Here is a 16422-nt window from a genome sequence, read left to right as displayed (position 1 = left end):
CTTATACGGCCATCAGGTCTTTTTCTTTCTCTGCCAGCTTCGCGTCGATTTCAGCCACGAACTTCTTGGTCAGGTCGTCGATTTCGCCAGTGGCACGACGTTCTTCGTCTTCACTGATTTCTTTCTCTTTAACCAGATCCTTCAGCGAGCTGTTGGCATCGCGACGAATGTTGCGCACGGCAACACGAGCGTCTTCAGCCACGTCACGCGCCTGCTTGGTGAAACCACGACGGGTTTCTTCAGTCAGGGCCGGCATGCTGATCAGCAGCAGTTCACCGAGGTTGGTCGGGTTCAGGTTCAGACCCGCGCTACCAATCGCCTTGTCGACAGCACCGAGCATGTTGCGCTCGAACGCAACCACTTGCAGGGTACGGGCGTCCTTGACGGTGATGTTGGCCACTTGCTTGATCGGGGTATCGGAACCGTAGTACGGAACCATTACGCCCTCCAGGATGCTTGGGTGCGCTTGACCGGTACGAATGCGGCCGAAGTTGTGAGCCAGAGACTCGACGGACTTCGTCATGCGCTCTTTAGCGTCTTTCTTGATTTCGTTGATCATTGTTGACCTTCCTCGATCAGGGTGCCTTCAGCGCCGCCATGGACGATGTTCAGCAGGGCACCAGGCTTGTTCATGTTGAATACGCGCAGCGGCATCTTGTGGTCGCGGCACAGGCAGATGGCCGTCAGATCCATTACACCCAGCTTGCGATCCAGTACTTCATCATAAGTCAGATGATCGAACTTCTCGGCATGCGGGTCTTTGAACGGGTCGGCAGTGTAGACGCCGTCGACCTTGGTCGCCTTGAGCACGACGTCCGCATCGATTTCGATTGCGCGCAGGCAGGCTGCCGAATCCGTGGTAAAGAACGGATTGCCGGTACCGGCCGCGAAAATCACCACGTCCTTGGAGTTCAGGTGACGCATGGCCTTGCGACGATCATAGTGATCGGTCACACCCACCATGGAAATGGCCGACATCACGATGGCCGAGATATTGGCACGTTCCAGCGCATCGCGCATGGCCAGGGCGTTCATCACAGTGGCCAGCATGCCCATGTGGTCGCCCGTGACCCGATCCATGCCGGCCTTGCTCAGCGCTTCACCGCGGAACAGGTTGCCGCCACCGATCACCAGACCGACCTGCACGCCGATACCGACCAACTGGCCGACTTCCAGCGCCATGCGATCCAGCACTTTCGGATCGATCCCGAACTCTTCCGAGCCCATCAGGGCCTCGCCGCTAAGCTTGAGTAGAATGCGTTTATAGCGAGCCTGATAACCACTGCCCTGCTGAGCCATTGCGAATCTCTCCTGCGGCGTATTTAAAAATTCTTTGCGAGCTGTTTACAGCTGGCGTTCACTCTAGCTTGGCGCTGCTTCAGCGCCATCGGAACATGGCTTTGTAAGTCAGTTCCAAGGGGAAACCAATTAAAAATTGGTAACCCTATCTGAAAAGAGGCTGCGCGCGTGAGCGGGCAGCCTCTTTCGGGCGACAGTTGAAAAACCGTCTTATTGCTTGGCGGCAGCCAGCTGGGCAGCAACTTCTTCAGCGAAGTTGTCGACCGGCTTCTCGATGCCTTCGCCTACTTTGAAGTAGGTGAAGGAAACGATTTCAGCACCGGCTTTCTTGGCCAGATCGCCAACCTTGACTTCAGGGTTCTTGACGAACGCCTGCTCAACCAGGCTCGCTTCTGCCAGGAACTTGCTGATACGGCCTTTGACCATGTTCTCAACAATGTTTTCTGGCTTGCCTTTGATCTTCTCTTCGTTCAGCTGCAGGAACACAGCCTTCTCACGCTCGATCGCTTCGTCGGAGACTTGCGAAGGCAGCAGGAACTCAGGGTTGCTTGCAGCAACGTGCATCGCGATGTCTTTGGCCAGCTCGACGTCACCGCCTTTCAGGACAACAGCAACACCGATCTTGTTACCGTGCAGGTAGGTGCCGACAACGTCACCCTCTACGCGTACCAGACGACGGATGTTGACGTTCTCGCCAACTTTGGCAACCAGAGCTTCACGAGCCGATTCCTGAGCGGCGATCAGCGGAGCTGCGTCGGTCAGTTTTTCGTCGAAGGCTTTTTCTACGCTGGCAGCAACGAAGTTTTTGAAGTCGTCTTGCAGGGCCAGGAAGTCGGTCTGCGAGTTGACTTCCAGCAGTACGGCTGCCTTGTCGTTCGACTTGATGGCGATTGCGCCTTCAGCGGCAACGTTGCCAGCTTTCTTGGCAGCCTTGATCGCGCCCGAAGCACGCATGTCATCAATGGCTTTTTCGATGTCGCCGTCAGCCTTTTCCAGGGCTTTCTTGCAATCCATCATGCCTTCGCCGGTACGCTCGCGCAGTTCTTTAACCAACGCTGCAGTAATTGCTGCCATTTTCAAATTCCTCTTGGATAGGTTTTCAACCATTCCACCCGATCGAACGGGCGTTCAATTCTTCCCGAGCCACCTTGTAGCCGCTGCACGTTACAGATGCTGTAGCTGCGCTGCCGACAAGTTGGTTTTCGAGGTGGCAAAAAGGGGGCCAAGCCCCCTTTTTGCTTACTGAGTCAACGCCAGGGCGTCAATTACTCAGCTGCAGCCTGAGTTTCTTCAGCTGCGAACTCAACAGTACCGCCAGCAACGTTGTTGCGACCGCGGATTACTGCGTCAGCCATCGAACCCATGTACAGCTGGATAGCGCGGATTGCGTCATCGTTGCCTGGGATGATGTAGTCAACGCCTTCCGGGCTGCTGTTGGTATCGACAACGCCGATGACCGGGATGCCCAGCTTGTTGGCTTCGGTGATTGCGATGCGCTCGTGGTCAACGTCGATCACGAACAGTGCGTCTGGCAGACCGCCCATGTCCTTGATGCCGCCCAGGGAGCGATCCAGCTTCTCAAGATCACGGGAGCGCATCAGCGCTTCTTTCTTGGTCAGCTTGGCGAAAGTACCGTCTTCGGCTTGAACTTCAAGGTCACGCAGACGCTTGATGGAAGCACGAATGGTTTTGAAGTTGGTCAGCATGCCGCCCAACCAGCGGTGATCGACGTACGGCGAACCGCAACGTGCTGCTTCTTCAGCAACGATCTTGCCAGCGGAACGCTTGGTGCCGACGAACAGAATCTTGTTTTTGCCCTGGGCCAGACGCTCTACGAAAGTCAGAGCTTCGTTGAACATTGGCAGGGTTTTTTCAAGGTTGATGATGTGAATCTTGTTACGCGCGCCGAAAATGTATTTACCCATTTTCGGGTTCCAGTAACGGGTTTGGTGACCGAAGTGCACACCGGCCTTCAGCATATCGCGCATGTTGACTTGGGACATGATAGTTCCTTGATAAGTCGGGTTGGGCCTCCACGTATCCCAATGACCAACCCCTGATCCGAGGATCAAAGGCACCCAGGTCATCGTGTCGACACGTGTGTGGGTTAATGCTCCCGGAGCTATCCCCGGAAAGCGGCGCATTTTATATCACAGGAAGGGCGCAAACGGAACCCGGAATCTGTAATCGCGTCAGGGACATGGGCGCCAGCCCCTTGGAATCGCCCTGCCGCGCACTATTGTATAGGTCGAAGCGATGCACGCAGGCGCGGATTTGCGCCTTTGGTCTGTTAGAATCGCGTTTTTCAGGGCCACCAGGCGAAAACCGTCGCCCTGCCCGTATCAACAAGCGCCGCCGAGCGCAGAGAGAGCCTGTATGACCGTCACCCTCAAAACCCCCGAGGACATCGCCGCCATGCGTGTCGCCGGCAAACTGGCCGCCGATGTGCTGGAAATGATTGCCGAACACGTCAAGCCGGGCGTGACCACCGATGAGCTGAACCAGATCTGCCACGACTACATTGTCGACGTGCAGAAGGCCATCCCTGCCCCGCTCAACTACAAGGGCTACCCGAAGTCGATCTGCACCTCGATCAACCACGTGGTCTGCCACGGCATCCCGAACGACAAGCCACTGAAAAACGGCGACACCCTGAACATCGATGTCACCGTAATCAAGGACGGCTACCACGGCGACACCAGCCGCATGTTCCACGTCGGCACCGTGCCGGTCTGGGCCGAGCGCCTGTCCCAGGTCACCCAGGAATGCATGTACAAGGCGATCGAGATCGTCAAACCCGGCTGCCGTCTCGGCGACATCGGCGAGATCATCCAGAAGCACGCTGAAAAGAACGGCTTCTCCGTGGTGCGCGAGTTTTGCGGTCACGGCATCGGCAAGGTGTTCCACGAAGAGCCGCAGATCCTGCACTACGGCCGCGCCGGCACCGGCATGGAACTGAAGGCCGGGATGACCTTCACCATCGAACCGATGATCAACCAGGGCAAGGCCGACACCAAGGTACTGGGCGACGGCTGGACCGCGATCACCAAGGATCGCAAGCTGTCGGCACAGTGGGAACACACTTTGCTTGTCACCGACACCGGCTACGAGATCTTCACCCTGCGCAGCGATGACACGATCCCGCGCGTATCGGCCTGATCCCGACACCGCTCCCAGCCTATAGAAGGAAAGCCAATCGATGCCGCAGGTGGATCCCGAACTCTTCGACCGCGGCCAGTTCCAGGCTGAACTGGCCCTGAAAGCGAGCCCTATCGCCGCCTTCAAGAAGGCGATCCGCCAGGCCCGCGAAGTGCTCGACGCACGTTTTCGCAGCGGCCGCGACATCCGGCGACTGATCGAGGATCGCGCCTGGTTCGTCGACAACATCCTGCAAAAGGCCTGGGACCAGTTCAACTGGAGCGAAGACGCCGACATCGCGCTAGTCGCGGTCGGCGGCTACGGTCGCGGTGAGTTGCACCCCTATTCCGATATCGACCTGCTGATCCTGCTGGACAGCGCCGATCACGAAATCTTCCGCGATTCCATCGAGCGTTTTCTCACACTGTTGTGGGACATCGGCCTGGAAGTCGGTCAGAGCGTTCGTTCGGTGGACGAGTGCGCCGAAGAGGCCCGCGCCGACCTGACGGTGGTCACCAACCTGATGGAAAGCCGCACCATCTGCGGTCCCGAGCGTCTGCGCCAGCGCATGCTCGATGTCACCAGCACCGCACACATGTGGCCGGCCAAGGAGTTCTTCCTGGCCAAGCGCGCCGAGCAGAAGGCCCGCCACCACAAGTACAACGACACCGAATACAACCTGGAACCCAACGTCAAAGGCTCGCCCGGCGGACTACGGGATATTCAGACGATTCTGTGGGTTGCCCGTCGCCAGTACGGCACCCTGAACCTGCGCGCCCTGGCAGGCGAAGGCTTCCTGGTCGAGAGCGAAAACGCCCTGTTGGCGTCATCCCAGGAATTCCTGTGGAAAGTGCGCTATGCCCTGCACATGCTGGCCGGGCGCTCCGAAGACCGCCTGCTGTTCGATCATCAACGCACTATTGCGGGGCTGCTGGGGTTTGAAGGTGACGACGCCAAGCAGGCCGTCGAAAACTTCATGCAGCAGTATTTCCGCGTGGTGATGAGCATCGCCCAGCTCAGCGACCTGATCATCCAGCACTTCGAGGAAGTCATCCTCGCACCGGAAGACGAAGCGCCACCGCAGCCGATCAACTCGCGCTTCCAGCTGCACGACGGTTACATCGAGGCACGCAACGACAACGTGTTCCGCCGTACGCCGTTCGCCATGCTCGAGATCTTCGTGCTGATGGCCCAGCAGCCGGAAATCAAAGGCGTGCGCGCCGACACCATTCGTCTGCTGCGGGAAAACCGTCACCTGATCGACGACAACTTTCGCAACGACATCCGCAATACCAGCCTGTTCATCGAACTGTTCAAGTGCAAGATCGGCATCCACCGCAACCTGCGGCGAATGAACCGCTACGGCATTCTCGGGCGCTACCTGCCGGAGTTCGGCTTCATCGTCGGGCAGATGCAGCACGACCTGTTCCACATCTATACGGTCGATGCGCACACGCTGAATCTGATCAAGCACCTGCGTAAATTGCAGTACACCCAGGTGTCGGAAAAATTCCCGCTGGCCGCCAAGCTCATGGCCAAGTTGCCCAAGCCCGAACTCATCTACATGGCAGGCCTGTATCACGACATCGGCAAGGGCCGGCATGGCGACCACTCGGAGATCGGCGCGGTCGATGCCGAGGCGTTCTGCCAGCGTCACCAACTGCCGGTGTGGGACAGCCGCCTGATCGTCTGGCTGGTGCAAAACCACCTGGTGATGTCGACCACCGCCCAGCGCAAGGACTTGTCCGACCCGCAGGTGATCCACGACTTCGCCCTGGCGGTCGGTGATGAAACCCGTCTGGATTACCTGTACGTGCTGACCGTGGCCGACATCAACGCGACCAACCCGACCCTGTGGAACTCCTGGCGCGCCAGCCTGTTGCGCCAGCTCTACACCGAGACCAAGCGCGCCCTGCGCCGCGGCCTGGAAAACCCGGTGGATCGCGAAGAACAGATCCGCCAGACCCAGAGCGCAGCGCTGGATATTCTGGTGCGCGGCGGCACCGATCCGGACGATGTCGAGCAGTTGTGGGCGCAACTGGGCGATGACTATTTCCTGCGCCATACCGCCGGCGATGTGGCCTGGCACAGCGATGCGATTCTCCAGCAGCCGGCCGACGGCGGCCCGCTGGTACTGATCAAGGAAACCACCCAGCGCGAATTCGAGGGCGGTACGCAGATCTTCATCTATGCGCCGGACCAGCACGATTTCTTCGCCGTGACCGTGGCCGCGATGGACCAGCTCAACCTGAACATTCACGACGCCCGGGTCATCACCTCCAGCAGCCAGTTCACTCTCGACACCTACATCGTGCTCGACACCGAAGGCGAATCCATCGGCGACAATCCGACCCGGGTCAAACAGATCCGCGACGGCCTGACCGAAGCCCTGCGCAACCCGGACGATTACCCGACCATCATCCAGCGTCGGGTGCCGCGCCAGCTCAAGCACTTTGCGTTCGCACCACAAGTAACGATCCACAACGACGCCCAGCGTCCGGTGACGGTGCTGGAACTCACCGCACCCGACCGTCCAGGCCTGCTGGCACGGATCGGCGGGATTTTCCTGGAGTTCGATCTGTCGCTGCAGAACGCCAAGATCGCCACCCTGGGCGAGCGGGTGGAAGACGTGTTCTTCATCACCGACGCCCACAATCAGCCGCTGTCCGACCCGCTGCTGTGCAGCCGTTTGCAGGATGCAATCGTCGAGCAGCTCAGCGTCAATCAGGAACCCGATATCAAACTGTCGCGTATCAGCATTTGACTGAGCGCCCGGATTCAACCGCTTTGCACGAGACCCAGCACCGATGAACAACGCTCTGACCCAGTTGCAGCCCTACCCGTTCGAAAAGCTCCGCGCCCTGCTCGGCAGCGTCACGCCGAACCCGGACAAGCGCCCGATCGCGCTGTCCATCGGCGAGCCGAAACACCGTTCGCCAAGCTTTGTCGCCGAGGCGCTGGCCAACAATCTGGATCAGATGGCGGTGTACCCGACCACCCTGGGCATCCCGGCCCTGCGCGAGGCCATTGCGGCCTGGTGCGAACGTCGCTTCAACGTACCGGGCGGCTGGATCGATCCGGCGCGCAATGTGCTGCCGGTCAACGGCACCCGTGAAGCGCTGTTCGCCTTCACCCAGACCGTGGTCAACCGCGGGGACGACGCGCTGGTGGTCAGCCCGAACCCGTTCTATCAGATCTACGAAGGTGCGGCGTTCCTTGCCGGCGCCAAGCCGCACTACCTGCCATGCCTGGATGAAAACGGCTTCAACCCGGACTTCGACGCAGTGTCGCCGGAGATCTGGAAACGCTGCCAGATCCTGTTCCTGTGCTCGCCAGGCAACCCGACCGGCGCGCTGATTCCGGTCGACGTCCTGAAAAAGCTGATCGCCCTGGCCGACGAATTCGACTTCGTGATCGCCGCCGACGAGTGCTACAGCGAGTTGTACTTCGACGAACAGACCCCACCGCCGGGCCTGCTCAGCGCTTGCGCCGAACTGGGGCGCAAGGATTTCAAGCGTTGCGTGGTGTTCCACAGCCTGTCCAAGCGCTCGAATCTGCCGGGCCTGCGCTCCGGTTTCGTTGCCGGCGACGCCGATATCCTCAAGGGCTTCCTGCTGTATCGTACCTACCACGGCTGCGCGATGCCGGTTCAGACCCAACTGGCCAGCGTTGCCGCGTGGAACGATGAAGTGCATGTCCGCGCCAACCGTGCGTTGTATCGCGAGAAGTTCGATGCCGTGCTGGCCATTCTCAGCCCGGTGATGGATGTACAGCGCCCGGATGGCAGCTTCTACCTGTGGCCGAACGTGCAAGGTGACGACGCGGCGTTCTGCCGTGATCTGTTTGCCGAAGAACACGTGACCGTGGTGCCGGGTTCGTACCTGTCCCGCGATGTCGACGGGGTCAACCCCGGGGCCGGTCGTGTACGCATGGCGCTGGTCGCGCCGCTGGCGGAATGCGTGGAAGCGGCCGAGCGCATTCGCGATTTCGTTCTGCGCCACAAGTAATGCCTGAACGCCCGCGCCGGGCAATCCGGCACGGGCGCCTCATACAACAAGTTACAGATCCTCCAACTATTTACCCCACTTGCCGTCCGGCCAGACGTTAGTCTTGAGCCGCGCATATCTCTGCGCCTAAAACAAACTCAAGACTTTAACTTCAAGGAAGAAGTGAACATGAACAACCTGCTGGATTGCCAACTTATTCAATGGCCCGATGATCAAGCTGCGTACGCGGCGGCCATCAATGAAAACCCCGCCAATGCAGGCGCAAATACAGGCACCCGACGCAAACGCTCCATCATTAACTATTCAAAGCTATGGGCCAACGGCCGAACCTTGAAAGTTGCCTTCATGGATTCACCCGATACCGATCACAAGAACAGGATTATCGCTGCAGCCAGGCAATGGCTGCCGTACATCAACCTGAAGTTTGAATTTGTCGACGATTTGAAAGGCGACATCCGGATTGCAACAAAGAACAATGACAACAGCTCGATGCTGGGCACCGATGCGCTGTTGATCCACCCCGACCATCCCACCATGAACCTGGGGGTCAAACCAGAACATGAAGACTTCGAGGTGATCGTGACCCACGAATTCGGCCACGCACTGGGTGCAATGCACGAACATCAACACCCCAAGGCCAATATTCCGTGGGATAAGCCAAAGGTGTACGAGTTCTACAAGAACCGTGAAATGAACCCGCTGAGCGAGGAGCAGGTCGACAGGAACCTGTTCGCGTCCTTCGACACACTCGACGCGATCTACACCTCCTACGACCGAAAATCGATCATGCATCACCCGGTGGCAAACACATTGACAGTGGGCAACTGGGAAGTGCCGATCAACCGCCGGATCAGTAGAAAAGACAAACGACTGATGCGATTGCTTTATCCAAAATAAATAACCGACACCGACACAAAAAGTTCGCCTGGCGCAACACCTCGCGAACTTTCAATATCACGCAACACAACCCGACTTTGTTCAATCCGCACTTTCCTTTAGCTTTCACCCGCCTGTTATCCGGCCCAACTTGCCCGGAATAAACAACAGCCTATTGGATCAACATCAGTACGGACACTTAGCATGAACTCCGCAACACTTTGCCTTACAGAAAAAACGGTTTCGCTTCAACGCGCTTATGAAGTCGCTGTAGCCGAGAACCCAGCCAATGAAAAAACCTCGGCATCCGCTCGTAAAAAACGAGCCGTCGGGAAACACGGTTACTTCTGGGCACCAGGCCGGACCTTGCGCATCGCGTTCCTGAGTGGTGATCAAGCGTTCAAGGACGCCGTCAAATCCGCGGCGAACAACTGGCTGCCTCATATCAACCTGACGTTCGACTTTGTCGAAGGTGAGACGGGAGATATCCGTATCAGCAGTGAAGACGGCATTTACTGGTCGATGATCGGAACCAACGCGCTGCTGGTCGAAGCAGAAGAACCCACCATGAGGTTGTCCCCGGAGCACCGTCTCGCCCCGGCATTGTTCGCCGCCAATGTCATGCATGAGTTCGGACATGCTCTGGGCGCCGAACATGAGCACCTGCATCCGAGTCGAACATCCCTTGGAACAAGCCTGCGGTCTACGCTGCACACTGGGTGGACGAAAACGCCGACGAAGACGACTACGCCCGCCGATCTGTCGATGAACGGTACTTCAACCTGCTCGACGCCAGCGATTTCGACTATTCGCCTTACGATCCGAAATCGATCATGCATTACGCCGTGCGCCAGAACTGGACCCACGGCAACTTCAAGATTGATCTGAATCTGGTGCTCAGTGAAAAGGACAAGGCGTTCATGGCGAAGGCCTATGCCTACCCCGCTGCACAAACGGCGTAATCAGCACGGGGCAGCTCAAAGCGATTACTTGACTTGCCCCAGATTGGCCTCACTCAAATCCAGCTCGCCCAACACTTCACGCAGCACGTCATCGCCAATCTGGTGCTGACGGCTGAGGCTGTACAACTCAAGGCGTTGCGCGCGCAGCGCCTTGAGACGCAAACGGCGCTCAAGCAGATCCATCTGGAATGCCAGCGCCTGGGCTTCAGCCGAATCGTTGAACACCTCCAGTTGATGGCGATACTCGGACATGATCCGCGCCTTGAGTTCCGCTGACAGCGCGGCTTGCGCGGCGTCCTGCGGGTTGACCTCTTCGATCTCGAGCGCATGAATCGCTGCTTCCGCCGTCTTGCGCCAGGCGTCGCGCACTTCCTGGCGGCGTTTGTCGTCCGGGCTCTTTTCGATGCCGCGCAACAACAATGGCAGCGCAATACACGCCGCCACCAGCGACATCAAAATCACCCCGGCAGCAATGAAGATCAGCAAATCACGCTCGGGAAACGCCTCGCTGCCCATCAGCATCGGCACCGACATCACGCCCGCCAGGGTCACCGCACCGCGCACACCGCCGACGGTCAGCAGCCAGCAGGACCGGGCAGTCGGCACTTGTGTCAATTCACCCTTGCCGCGCAAGCGACGCAGCAACACCGACAGACGCCAGATGCTCTGCACCCAGATAAAGCGCAACAGCACCAGCGCCAGGAAAATCGCCACCACATCGAGGCAGCGATAGAACAGCGTCGGCCACAAAGAAGTCTCGTGGCTGACCACAGCCTTGATGATGTCCGGCAATTGCAGGCCGAGCAGCAGGAAGATCAAACCGTTGAAGGCGAACTCCAGCAACGACCAGACGCTGCGGTTGAGCAAACGGGTGCTGGTCTGGCGCGGCAGCAGGTCGAGCCAGCTCTGCATCATCCCCGCCGCCACCGCCGAAAGAATGCCCGAGGCGCCGAGCCGTTCGGCCAACACGTAAGCGGCAAACGGCAGCAGCAACATGAACACCACGTGGGTCGCCGGGTCGTCCCAGCCCCGGGCGATCATCCATGCTCGCAATCGGCCGACCAGCCAACTGAGTGCCACACCGACCGCCAACCCGCCGACCGCCACCAGCACGAACGTCAGACTGGCGTTGGCCAAGGAAAACGCGCCAGTGACCGCCGCCACCAGGGCGAACTTGAACGTCACCAGGCCCGAGGCATCGTTCATCAGCGCTTCGCCTTGCAGCATGTGCATCAACGGCGTCGGCAAGCGGTTCTGCGAAATCGCCGACACCGCCACGGCATCCGTCGGCGACAACACCGCCGCCAGCGCGAACGCCACCGGCAATGGAATCGTCGGCAGTAGCCAATGAATGAAGTAGCCGGCACCGACCACGGTAAACAGCACCAACCCGACCGCCAGCGTCAGCACCGGCCCGCGCAGACGCCACAATTCGCGCTTGGGCATGCGCCAGCCATCGGAAAACAGCAGCGGCGGCAGGAACAGAAACAGGAACAGCTCGGGATCCAGCGCCACGTGCAGGCCAAGGGTCGGCCAGGCCAGCAAAGCCCCGGCGGCGATCTGTACCAGCGGCAGCGGCAACGGGATGACCCGTCCGATCAGACGCGAAACACTGACCAGCATCAGCAGGATCAGGACCGTATAAGCGGTTTGCATAAAGCGGAAATCTCAGACAATCGACAGCGTTGAACTGCCATATTAGCCGCTTAGGCTGTGGCTGACCGTTGCACCTATGTCGCAGCCCCCGTCCGGGAAATCAACCTCGGCCGCCGCGAAACGGTTTGGTCATGGCATAATCCGACACCATTTTTCTCCAGCACCTGTAAAGGGGGCGATTCCTTGACCGTTTCAAGCAAAACGTTGCACCTTTTCGGCATCAAAGCCTGCGACACCATGAAAAAGGCGCGCACCTGGCTCGATGAACACGCTGTCAGCTACGACTTCCACGACTACAAAACTGCCGGCATCGACCGTGAACACCTGACCCAATGGTGTGACGAACACGGCTGGCAAACGGTGTTGAACCGCACAGGCACGACCTTTCGCAAACTCGACGACGAACGCAAAGCCGATCTCGACCAGTCGAAAGCCATCGAACTGATGCTCGCTCAACCCTCGATGATCAAGCGCCCGGTGCTCGATCTCGGTGACCGAACCCTGATTGGCTTCAAGCCAGATATCTACGCGGCCGCCCTCAAGTAAGCAGCCCGTCACTTTTTGTAGAGGTATTCACATGTCCAATTCCCTGTTCAGTATTGCCTTCGGCGTCGGCACCCAGAACCGTCAAGGCGCATGGCTGGAAGTGTTCTACGCTCAGCCGCTGCTCAATCCTTCGGCCGAGCTGGTCGCTGCCGTTGCACCGATCCTCGGTTACACCGAAGGCAACCAGGCCATCACCTTCACCACCGCACAAGCCGCCCAACTGGCTGAAGCCGTGAAAGGCATCGACGCGGTACAAGGCAAGCTGCTGACACGCCTGGCCGAAAGCCACAAGCCGCTGGTCGCCACCCTGCTGGCCGAAGACGCGCAACTGACTTCCACGCCTGAGGCTTACCTCAAGCTGCACCTGCTGTCCCATCGTCTGGTCAAGCCGCACGGCGTGAGCCTGGCCGGGATCTTCCCGCTGCTGCCAAACGTTGCCTGGACCAGCCAGGGCGCCATCGACCTGAGCGAACTGGCCGAGCTGCAGCTCGAAGCCCGTCTGCGCGGCGAGCTGCTGGAAGTGTTCTCGGTGGACAAGTTCCCGAAAATGACCGACTACGTGGTTCCGGCCGGCGTGCGTATCGCTGACGCCGCACGTCTGCGTCTGGGCGCCTACGTGGGCGAAGGCACCACCGTGATGCACGAAGGTTTCATCAACTTCAACGCCGGTACCGAAGGCCCGGGCATGATCGAAGGCCGCGTCTCCGCTGGCGTGTTCGTCGGCAAGGGTTCGGACCTGGGCGGCGGCTGCTCGACCATGGGCACCCTGTCGGGCGGCGGCAACATCGTGATCAAGGTCGGCGAAGGCTGCCTGATCGGCGCCAACGCCGGTATCGGTATCCCGTTGGGCGACCGCAACACCGTCGAGTCGGGCCTGTACGTGACCGCCGGCACCAAGGTGGCGCTGCTGGACGAGCACAACAACCTGGTCAAAGTGGTCAAGGCCCGTGAACTGGCCGGTCAGACCGACCTGCTGTTCCGTCGCAATTCGGAAACCGGTGCCGTGGAATGCAAGACCCACAAATCGGCGATCGAACTGAACGAAGCGCTGCACGCTCACAACTAAGCGCCGCGTAATCCTTCTGTGGGAGCGGGCGTGCTCGCTTCCACAGGGTTTGGCGTACACCCGCCCAAGTTCACCAGGGCTCGAAAGCATGATGATTCCCTCCCCCTGGCGCGCCGATTTCCCGGCCATCGCCGCCCTGCAACGGCAAGACCAGACCTATCTGGACAACGCCGCCACCACGCAAAAACCCCAGGCCCTGCTTGACGCACTGGCGCATTACTACGCCAATGGCGCGGCCAACGTGCATCGTGCCCAGCATCTGCCCGGCGCCCATGCCACGCAGGCGTTCGAGGACAGTCGCCTGAAGGTTGCCCAGTGGCTGAATGCCGGTGACAGCGGGCAGATCATCTTCACCCACGGCGCCACCAGCGCGCTGAATCTCCTGGCTTACGGCCTGGAACATCTTTTCCATCCGGGCGATGAAATTGTCATCAGCGCCCTGGAGCATCACGCCAACCTGCTGCCTTGGCAGCAACTGGCACAACGTCGCGAACTCAAACTGGTGATCCTGCCGCTGGACGATGACGGGGTGATCGACCTCACCGCCGCCGTTCACCTGATCGGCCCGCGCATACGTCTGCTGGCGGTCAGCCAGTTGTCCAACGTGCTCGGAGCCTGGCAACCCTTGCCTGCATTGCTGGCGATGGCCAAGGCGCAGAACGCGCTGACCGTGGTCGATGGCGCTCAAGGCGTGGTTCACGGCCGGCATGACGTGCAGGCCCTGGGTTGCGACTTTTACGTATTTTCCAGCCACAAGCTGTACGGTCCCGATGGCCTTGGCGTGCTGTTCGGGCGCAACGAAGCGCTCGAGCAACTGCGCCCGTGGCAGTTCGGTGGCGAGATGGTGCTGGAAGCCAATTACCACGACGCGCGCTTCCGCCCTGCCCCGCTGGGCTTCGAGGCGGGCACACCGCCGATTGCCAGCGTGATCGGCCTTGGCGCGACCCTCGACTACCTCGCCGGTCTGGATCTGGACGCCGTATCCGCCCACGAAGCCGCGCTGCACGATTACCTGTTGCGTGGCCTCGCCGCCCGCAATGGCATCCGTCTGCTGGGCAAGCCACAACTGGCGCTGGCCAGTTTTGTCGTCGAAGGCGTGCATAACGCCGATCTGGCGCATTTGCTGACTGAACAGGGCATTGCCGTACGTGCCGGGCACCACTGCGCGATGCCGCTGCTCAAACGCTTTGAGCTGGCCGGCGCGATTCGTGTGTCGCTGGCGCTGTACAACGATTCCGAGGATCTGGAGCGGTTCTTTGAAGCGCTGGATCAGTCACTGGAGTTGTTACGATGAGCCTGCCGGTCGAGGCCGCCGAAGCGCTGCAAACGTTTCAGAATGCGGCCGGTTGGGAACAGCGGGCGCGGCTGCTGATGCAGTTCGGGGATCGTCTGCCGCCGTTGAGCGATGCGGACAAGTGTGATGCCAACCGGGTGCATGGCTGCGAAAGCCAGGTGTGGCTGGTCGGCGAGTTGCGCGACGGTCACTGGCAGTTCGCGGCGAGCAGCGATGCGCGGATGATTCGCGGGTTGGTGGCGCTGTTGCTGCTGCGGGTCAACGGTTTGACCGCCGGCGAGTTGCAGCAGGTGGATCTGCCGGACTGGTTCAATCAACTGGGGCTGTCGCGACAGTTGTCGCCGTCGCGCAGCAATGGCTTGAATGCCGTGTTGCAGCGGATGCGTGAACTCGCCCCTAACTGATCGTTCCCACGTCGAGGCGTCGAACCGTCTGCGTGGGAATGCCTCAACGGACGCTCCGCGTTCGGCTCTTGATTTGGGACGCGGAGCGTCCCGGGCTGCATTCCCACGCGGAGCGTGGGAACGATCGGTCACTGGTCAAGCCTGAGGCTTGACCCGATCCGCCGGCCGCCGGACGCCCGCCACAATCTTGTCCACAGCCTTGGTCGCCGCGACCATGCCGAACGTCGCCGTCACCATCATCACCGCGCCAAATCCACCGGCGCAGTCCAGCTTCACGCCGTCGCCGACAAAACTCTTTTGCAGGCAGATGCTGCCGTCCGGTTTCGGATAACGCAGCTGTTCGGTGGAGAACACGCACGGCACGCTGTAGTGACGGGTCACGGTGCGCGAGAAGCCGTAGTCGCGGCGCAACGTAGAACGCACTTTCGAGGCCAGTGGATCGTTGAAGGTGCGGTTGAGGTCGCAGACCTGAATCAACGTCGGATCGATCTGCCCGCCGGCACCGCCGGTGGTGATGATCTGGATCTTGCGGCGCTTGCACCAGGCGATCAGCGCCGCCTTGGCGTTGACCGCATCGATGCAGTCGATCACGCAGTCGATGTTCGGCGTGATGTATTCGGCCATGGTGTCGCGGGTGACGAAGTCCGCCACGGCGTGCACCTTGCAGTCCGGGTTGATCCCGCGCAGACGCTCGGCCATCACCTCGACCTTGGGTTTGCCGACCGTGCTGTCCAGCGCATGCAGCTGCCGGTTGGCATTGCTGACGCAGACATCGTCGAGGTCGAACAGCGAAATCTCGCCCACCCCGCAACGGGCCATGGCTTCCGCCGCCCAGGAACCGACGCCGCCAACGCCGACAATCGCCACGTGGGCGGCGCGCAAGCGCTCCATCCCCTCGACGCCATACAAACGGGCGATGCCTGCAAACCGCGGATCTTCTGTACTCATGACCATTACCCCAAAAACCGGCGCGCATTATAGGGCCGTCGGCGGCCAAGAGCATCTTTGCGCTATGAACGGTGAACCTGCCTGCTTTAATTAAAGCTGTGCGTAACAAAGATTTGCCTTACATGCTGAAACGAAAGAACTTAAGTCAGGTTGGATTGCCCAATGTCCGGCATTTCCCTGTCTGTTGTAGGACTCGGCGAACTGCCGGTGTAGGATGCGCGCCCTC

16 protein-coding genes are annotated in these 16422 nt (G+C 59.8%); 9 read left to right on the top strand and 7 right to left on the bottom strand.

Annotation, left to right across the window (positions count from 1 at the left end; translation table 11 throughout):
* Position 1: 1 nt before the first annotated feature.
* The 4 genes from frr to rpsB all read right to left on the bottom strand — a co-directional run bounded on the left by frr (position 2) and on the right by rpsB (position 3302).
* A complete protein-coding gene (gene frr / locus AC1RME_RS18430; RefSeq protein WP_096819627.1) occupies positions 2–559 on the bottom strand; it encodes a ribosome recycling factor in 558 nt (185 codons plus the stop codon).
* Entirely contained in the window at positions 556–1299 is a 744-nt protein-coding gene (gene pyrH, locus AC1RME_RS18425; RefSeq protein ID WP_003222124.1) for a UMP kinase, read from the bottom strand. The genes frr and pyrH overlap by 4 nt, the downstream gene beginning before the upstream one ends.
* Before the next feature lie 210 nt (positions 1300–1509).
* Positions 1510–2373 carry a translation elongation factor Ts gene (gene tsf / locus AC1RME_RS18420; protein WP_096819628.1) on the bottom strand — a complete coding sequence of 288 codons (864 nt, stop codon included), beginning with the start codon at positions 2371–2373 and terminating at the stop codon, positions 1510–1512.
* Positions 2374–2564: 191 nt separating this feature from the next.
* Positions 2565–3302, bottom strand: coding sequence for a 30S ribosomal protein S2 (rpsB, locus tag AC1RME_RS18415; RefSeq protein WP_003222119.1), 738 nt, complete (start codon positions 3300–3302; stop codon positions 2565–2567).
* 373 nt (positions 3303–3675) lie between these two features.
* Between rpsB and map the strand changes: the two genes are divergently transcribed.
* The 4 genes from map to AC1RME_RS18395 all read left to right on the top strand — a co-directional run bounded on the left by map (position 3676) and on the right by AC1RME_RS18395 (position 9341).
* Positions 3676–4458: a type I methionyl aminopeptidase gene (gene map / locus AC1RME_RS18410; RefSeq protein WP_096819629.1), complete on the top strand. Its 783-nt coding sequence runs from the start codon at positions 3676–3678 to the stop codon at positions 4456–4458.
* Positions 4459–4498: 40 nt separating this feature from the next.
* Complete coding sequence (locus AC1RME_RS18405) at positions 4499–7201, top strand: [protein-PII] uridylyltransferase (RefSeq protein WP_096819630.1); 2703 nt, start codon at positions 4499–4501, stop codon at positions 7199–7201.
* 43 nt (positions 7202–7244) lie between these two features.
* A complete protein-coding gene (gene dapC / locus AC1RME_RS18400; protein ID WP_096819631.1) occupies positions 7245–8444 on the top strand; it encodes a succinyldiaminopimelate transaminase in 1200 nt (399 codons plus the stop codon).
* Between the two features lie 168 nt (positions 8445–8612).
* A complete protein-coding gene (locus AC1RME_RS18395) occupies positions 8613–9341 on the top strand; it encodes a M12 family metallopeptidase (protein WP_096819632.1) in 729 nt (242 codons plus the stop codon).
* Positions 9342–9506: 165 nt separating this feature from the next.
* Here AC1RME_RS18395 and AC1RME_RS18390 read toward each other — a convergent pair whose 3' ends face one another.
* Positions 9507–9989 (bottom strand): hypothetical protein, encoded by a 483-nt coding sequence (locus tag AC1RME_RS18390; RefSeq protein WP_493091610.1) that lies wholly within the window; start codon positions 9987–9989, stop codon positions 9507–9509.
* A 50-nt stretch (positions 9990–10039) separates the two neighbouring features.
* Here AC1RME_RS18390 and AC1RME_RS18385 point away from each other — a divergent pair, with 50 nt between their 5' ends.
* Complete coding sequence (locus AC1RME_RS18385) at positions 10040–10282, top strand: hypothetical protein (protein ID WP_493091609.1); 243 nt, start codon at positions 10040–10042, stop codon at positions 10280–10282.
* 24 nt (positions 10283–10306) lie between these two features.
* Here the strand turns inward: AC1RME_RS18385 and AC1RME_RS18380 are convergent, their stop codons facing one another.
* Positions 10307–11938 (bottom strand): Na+/H+ antiporter, encoded by a 1632-nt coding sequence (locus tag AC1RME_RS18380; RefSeq protein ID WP_493091608.1) that lies wholly within the window; start codon positions 11936–11938, stop codon positions 10307–10309.
* Between the two features lie 183 nt (positions 11939–12121).
* On the opposite strand from AC1RME_RS18380, the gene AC1RME_RS18375 reads away from it, so the two are divergent.
* The 4 genes from AC1RME_RS18375 to AC1RME_RS18360 all read left to right on the top strand — a co-directional run bounded on the left by AC1RME_RS18375 (position 12122) and on the right by AC1RME_RS18360 (position 15248).
* The gene (locus tag AC1RME_RS18375; protein WP_493091607.1) at positions 12122–12484 is read left to right on the top strand and encodes an ArsC family reductase; all 363 of its coding nucleotides are present in this window, start codon (positions 12122–12124) and stop codon (positions 12482–12484) included.
* A gap of 31 nt (positions 12485–12515) precedes the next feature.
* Positions 12516–13550 (top strand): 2,3,4,5-tetrahydropyridine-2,6-dicarboxylate N-succinyltransferase, encoded by a 1035-nt coding sequence (dapD, locus tag AC1RME_RS18370; protein ID WP_007954762.1) that lies wholly within the window; start codon positions 12516–12518, stop codon positions 13548–13550.
* Positions 13551–13638: 88 nt separating this feature from the next.
* Entirely contained in the window at positions 13639–14844 is a 1206-nt protein-coding gene (locus AC1RME_RS18365) for an aminotransferase class V-fold PLP-dependent enzyme (RefSeq protein WP_493091606.1), read from the top strand.
* Positions 14841–15248 (top strand): SufE family protein, encoded by a 408-nt coding sequence (locus tag AC1RME_RS18360; RefSeq protein ID WP_493091605.1) that lies wholly within the window; start codon positions 14841–14843, stop codon positions 15246–15248. Before AC1RME_RS18365 ends, AC1RME_RS18360 begins: the two co-directional genes overlap by 4 nt.
* 135 nt (positions 15249–15383) lie before the next feature.
* Here AC1RME_RS18360 and tcdA read toward each other — a convergent pair whose 3' ends face one another.
* Positions 15384–16202 (bottom strand): tRNA cyclic N6-threonylcarbamoyladenosine(37) synthase TcdA, encoded by an 819-nt coding sequence (gene tcdA, locus AC1RME_RS18355; RefSeq protein WP_493091604.1) that lies wholly within the window; start codon positions 16200–16202, stop codon positions 15384–15386.
* Between the last annotated feature and the right edge of the window lie 220 nt (positions 16203–16422).

It is taken from the genome of Pseudomonas sp. GW822-FHT03F08, from assembly GCF_058801265.1.
This window is presented reverse-complemented; position numbering and strand designations above follow the sequence as displayed.